Raw genomic sequence first — 4,425 nt, forward strand, 5'->3', positions numbered from 1 at the left:
GACGCCACCGGCCACCAGCTGCTGTTCCGCTTCGTGGCCGCTGCCTACGAGCGGCGCAGCCTCGGCGTTGGGAGCCACAGGCCGTTCGACCAGTGGGGCACCTTCCTCCCGGAGCACACCACCGCCGTCTCGCTCCTCGACCGCCTCTTGCATCACGCCGTGGTGGTTGTCACCGAGGGCGAGTCGTTCCGCATGAAGGAGGCAAAGTCGCGAGGAGGTGGCCGCTCACCAAAGACTTGAGACAGCCGACGTCATGGCCAGGGGCGCGGATTTCTGCTTGGCCACAAGTGCGGACTTCTGGATGGCCATTGACACCGGACGCCGATGTTCGAATCCTCCATGACTGCCCTAATCCAGCACCTTCGAACGAGGAGTGGATGGATACGATCCGCGCGCTCCTGGCTAGCTTGGATGCCTCAAATTAGCCAAAAGGACCAAAGCGACTCGGGCGAAACGCCGACCCAGCGCGCCGACGACCCGGCACCTCCCGCGCGCTGACCAGCGCACTTCCATCTGAGCAACTGCTCATATACTGGGGCGGATGGAACGGGCGGTCGCGATCGATGCGGAGGCAGTGGCAGAAGCCCGAGCGGCGCTGCCGCCCCCAGAGATCCTCGATCGCGTGGTGCAGGCGCTGGAGACCCTCGGTGATCCCACTCGCGCCAGGCTCCTGTACGCGCTGATCCGCCGCCCTCTGTGCGTGCGTGACCTCGCCCTGACCGTTGGCGTGAGCGAATCCGCGGTCTCGCATCAGCTGCGCATGCTACGCGACCGGCGGCTGGTCACAGCCGTCCGCCGCACCGGCAACGAGATCGAGTACCGACTCGACGACCACCACGTCGCGGCCCTGTTCCGGGAGGCGGAGTACCACGCCGACCACGTACTGCGCGACCTTCCCGATCACCCCTATGCCCCACCCGAGCCGTGATGAACGCTGCCAGGACCGTGGACCGCGTCGCAGGCGCCCTGAGCGAGGCGGAGGAGAGCGCACACCGCCGCGCCGCCAACCGGGCTGTCGGTGTGTCCGCTGCCGGTCTCGCCGCCACCGGCGGCATCGAGCTCGCCCTGGCCATCTTCACCGGCTCGGTGGCACTCCTCGGCGATGCTCTGCACAACCTCTCGGACGTCTCGACGTCCTTCGTCGTTTTCTTCGGATTCCGAGTGTCCAAGCGTCGGCCGTCCGCGCGGTACGGATACGGCTACGAGCGCGCGGAGGACATCGCCGGTCTGGGGGTCGCGCTGGTGATCTTCGCGAGCGCGATCTTCGCCGCGTATGTCAGCTACCAGAAGTTCGTGTCAGGGGCCGGCACCGCGCACCTCACCGTCGCCATGGTCGCGGCGGTCATCGGCATGATCGGCAACCTCGGCGTCGCCCAGTACAAGCGTGTCGTGGCACGCCGCATTCAGTCGGTCACGATGCAGGCTGAGGCGACGCATTCGTGGTTGGACACGTTGTCCTCGCTGGGCGCTCTTGTCGGTCTCATCGGGGTCAGCCTCGGTTTCAGGTGGGCCGACCCGGTGGCGGGCTTTGCCGTGACCCTCTTCATCCTCCACGTCGCGTACGAGGTGACGAGCGAGATCGTGCATCACCTCATGGACGGCGTCGATCCTGATCACGTCGAGGCGGCGCGCAGATCTATCACCGCGTTGCCCGGCATCCAGTCGGCCACCGTGCGGGGTCGCTGGATGGGGCGATCGCTGGTCGTCGAGGTGGAGGGCACCCTGGACGGAGGCACAGCCCTCCACGCTGCTCAGAAGCGGACCGCAGAGGTGGAGCGGGCCGTTTTTGCGGCGGTGCCGGAGGCCCGCCGGGTGACCTGGATACCCCGCTGCCCCGACGGAACGGGCCTCGCGGAATGACTTCGATACCCCCGGATCCGGTGACCGTCGGCACCCAAGTGCGCGCAGATTCGGCCGAGCACGGCGCGCACGAGCAGCACGACCATCACCACGACGAGCACGAGCATGCGCATGGTCGCTGGGGATGGGTCTCGTCGCTGTTCCGCACGCACAGCCACGACGCTGCCGAGTCCGTGGACTCCGCGCTCGAGTCCAGCGCAGGCGGCATCCGGGCGGTGAAGATCAGTCTCGTCGCGCTCGGCGTCACCGCGATCGCACAGGCGGTCATCGTGGTGCTGACCGGCTCCGTCGCGCTCCTCGCCGACAGCATTCACAACTTCTCCGACGCACTGACGGCAATTCCACTGTGGATCGCCTTCGCGCTGGGTCGCCGCGCCGCGACCCGCCGCTACACGTACGGCTACGGGCGCGCCGAGGACCTCGCCGGCGTGTTCATCGTCGCGATGATTGCGCTCTCGTCCGTCGTCGCCGGGTATGCGTCCGTGCTCCGCCTCATACACCCGCAGGCGGTCACCCACCTCGGCGTGGTCATCGTCGCCGGGCTGATCGGCTTCATCGGAAACGAGCTGGTGGCGGTCTTTCGGATCCGCGTGGGTCGACGCATCGGCTCGGCAGCGCTGGTCGCCGATGGGCTCCACGCCCGTACTGACGGGTTCACCTCACTGGCGGTGGTGGCGGGAGCGGTTGGCGTGCTTCTCGGATTCCCCCTGGCCGATCCGGTCGTCGGACTGCTGATCACGATCGCCATCCTGTTCGTCCTTCGTAGTGCTGCAGTAGACATCTACCGACGGCTCATGGACGCTGTCGCGCCGGACCTTGTCAGCGCCGCCGAACTCAGCCTGCGTTCGACACCGGGTGTCCACGGCGTCGAGGACCTGCGGCTGCGCTGGATCGGTCACCGCATCCGCGCGGAGACGGGCATCGTCGTCGACGCTGGGCTGAATCTCGTCGATGCGCACGCCATTGCGGACGCGGCGCATCATCGTCTTCTGCACGACGTCCCGAGGCTGGATGACGTCACCGTCCACGTCAACCCCAGCGGTAGTCATGGCGAGGATCATCACACCCTCACAGCGCATCATCGGCGGCCGTGAACGGGGCTGAACGCTGCCCCTGCTGCGACCCTTTCACGGTTATTGGCAGGGCGATCGTCCAACCGGCGGTCAGCATGGCGATCGCTCAACATCCTCGTCTGACTCGAACCGACTCATCCTGCTCTGTCGCGCGTCCAGGCGTAAGTCCCCGGCGCTTCGGCCCGGATCAATTCGGGGGGCGCAATCCGGCCAGAGTGACCGCGACGAGCCGACGGACCGCGGCTTTGGAGGGCAGGCTGCTGGCCGCGGTGAGGGCGTGCAGGCAGTAGCTGGCGAGCTCGTCGGGCGCGACATCGTTCCGGAGGTCGCCGTTTTCTGCGCCCTCCGTCAGGAGACCTCGGATGAGGGCGTGAACCTGGTGCTGCGCATGGCCCACGTGCTGATCTCGATGCAGGAATGCCGCGAGTTCGGTGTCTCGGTGTCCGCGGGATTCGTGGGCGATGAGTGCGAAGGCCTCGAGCACAGCGTGCAGGCGCTCGCTGGCGCCGCCGGCCTGGTCTCGGGCTTCGGCGAGCTGTTCGAGGTGCGCAGCGATCTGACGCTCATGCCAGGCCAGCAGGATCGATTCAACGTCTGAGAAGTACTTGTAGAGCGTCGCGCGTCCGATGCCGGTCTCCTCGGCGATCTGCGACATCGTTACCGAGAGGAGGCCGTGCGCACCTACCAGCGCCGCGGTCGTGTCCAGGATCGCGAGGCGGACGTCCCGGCGGTGCGCCTCGATGGTCTCGTTCCACAGCCTCGGCATCGCCGCAGTATACGGGACGTCCGGCGCTACGTCAGTATGACTTGGCAGCGACATACTGTCTCGATCACTCTTTGCACGATGCGGTTAAGCCTTGACGACCAACGTGCGAGGGAGGAGACGCAGATGCCTGAGTTGCCCCGCCGTCCCAACCCCGACAACGACAGGGACGCGACGGCGGAGCGTGCATCGACCACCGGCAGGCCACGCTGGGTGGCCGTGGTCGGGATCGGCGTCGCGGCTGCGGTGGTCGTGCTGGTAGTCGTCCTGCACGTCACCGGCGTCATCGGCCCCGGTAGCCATTGAGGGAGTACGCGTAATGGAGTACGCGAGCTGCGAACGCTTCGGACGGCGCCGGCGCCTGCCGAGCCGCAGGGCAGGACCGTTGGTGTGAGCGGATGATCGAGGCAATCGGACTCAGCAAACGCTACGGCCGCACGGTGGCTGTTGATGACCTGTCGTTCACCGTCCCACCGGGTCAGGTGACCGGCTTCCTCGGCCCGAACGGGGCGGGGAAGTCCACGACCATGCGAATGATCCTCGGCCTCGACGCGCCGACCTCGGGTACCGTGACCGTCAACGGGAGGGCGTACGCCGACTACCGACGGCCGCTCTTCGAGGTCGGCGCCCTGCTCGACGCCAAGGCGATGCACGGTGGGCGGAGCGCCTCCAACCACCTCCTCTGTCTCGCGCTCAGCAACGGGATCGGCCGAGCCCGAGTCAGCCAGG

The 4,425-nt window shown here is 67.3% G+C and carries 7 protein-coding genes; 6 read left to right on the forward strand and 1 reads right to left on the reverse strand.

All coding sequences use genetic code 11. The annotated features are described in order from the left end of the window. The 4 genes from JF886_RS00350 to JF886_RS00365 form a co-directional block, all read left to right on the forward strand. Positions 1 to 240, forward strand: a 240-nt coding sequence (locus JF886_RS00350) for an ATP-binding protein (RefSeq protein WP_337308462.1), incomplete at its 5' end; no start/stop codon positions are given. Positions 241 to 541: 301 nt separating this feature from the next. Further along, on the forward strand, positions 542 to 928 hold the full coding sequence (locus JF886_RS00355) for an ArsR/SmtB family transcription factor (protein WP_337308464.1): 387 nt from the start codon (positions 542 to 544) through the stop codon (positions 926 to 928). Next, positions 928 to 1,860: a cation diffusion facilitator family transporter gene (locus tag JF886_RS00360; protein WP_337308466.1), complete on the forward strand. Its 933-nt coding sequence runs from the start codon at positions 928 to 930 to the stop codon at positions 1,858 to 1,860. Before JF886_RS00355 ends, JF886_RS00360 begins: the two co-directional genes overlap by 1 nt. A 20-nt stretch (positions 1,861 to 1,880) precedes the next feature. Further along, entirely contained in the window at positions 1,881 to 2,954 is a 1,074-nt protein-coding gene (locus JF886_RS00365) for a cation diffusion facilitator family transporter (RefSeq protein ID WP_337308468.1), read from the forward strand. 166 nt (positions 2,955 to 3,120) lie between these two features. Here the strand turns inward: JF886_RS00365 and JF886_RS00370 are convergent, their stop codons facing one another. Further along, positions 3,121 to 3,699 carry a TetR/AcrR family transcriptional regulator gene (locus JF886_RS00370; protein WP_337308470.1) on the reverse strand — a complete coding sequence of 193 codons (579 nt, stop codon included), beginning with the start codon at positions 3,697 to 3,699 and terminating at the stop codon, positions 3,121 to 3,123. 123 nt (positions 3,700 to 3,822) lie between these two features. Here JF886_RS00370 and JF886_RS00375 point away from each other — a divergent pair, with 123 nt between their 5' ends. Next, the gene (locus JF886_RS00375; RefSeq protein WP_337308472.1) at positions 3,823 to 4,002 is read left to right on the forward strand and encodes a hypothetical protein; all 180 of its coding nucleotides are present in this window, start codon (positions 3,823 to 3,825) and stop codon (positions 4,000 to 4,002) included. Positions 4,003 to 4,094: 92 nt separating this feature from the next. After that, the coding region (locus JF886_RS00380; protein WP_337308474.1) for an ATP-binding cassette domain-containing protein at positions 4,095 to 4,425 on the forward strand (331 nt) is incomplete at its 3' end.

The organism is Candidatus Aeolococcus gillhamiae, from assembly GCF_016464765.1.
Classification (GTDB): Bacteria; Chloroflexota; Dormibacteria; order Aeolococcales; family Aeolococcaceae; genus Aeolococcus; species Aeolococcus gillhamiae.

What these genes read in the sequence shown, in the direction of transcription:
- JF886_RS00355 (WP_337308464.1), top strand. Translation starts at nt 542, where the DNA reads ATGGAACGGGCGGTCGCGATCGATGCGGAGGCAGTGGCAGAAGCCCGA.
- JF886_RS00360 (WP_337308466.1), top strand. Translation starts at nt 928, where the DNA reads ATGAACGCTGCCAGGACCGTGGACCGCGTCGCAGGCGCCCTGAGCGAG.
- JF886_RS00370 (WP_337308470.1), bottom strand. Translation starts at nt 3,699, where the DNA reads ATGCCGAGGCTGTGGAACGAGACCATCGAGGCGCACCGCCGGGACGTC.
- JF886_RS00375 (WP_337308472.1), top strand. Translation starts at nt 3,823, where the DNA reads ATGCCTGAGTTGCCCCGCCGTCCCAACCCCGACAACGACAGGGACGCG.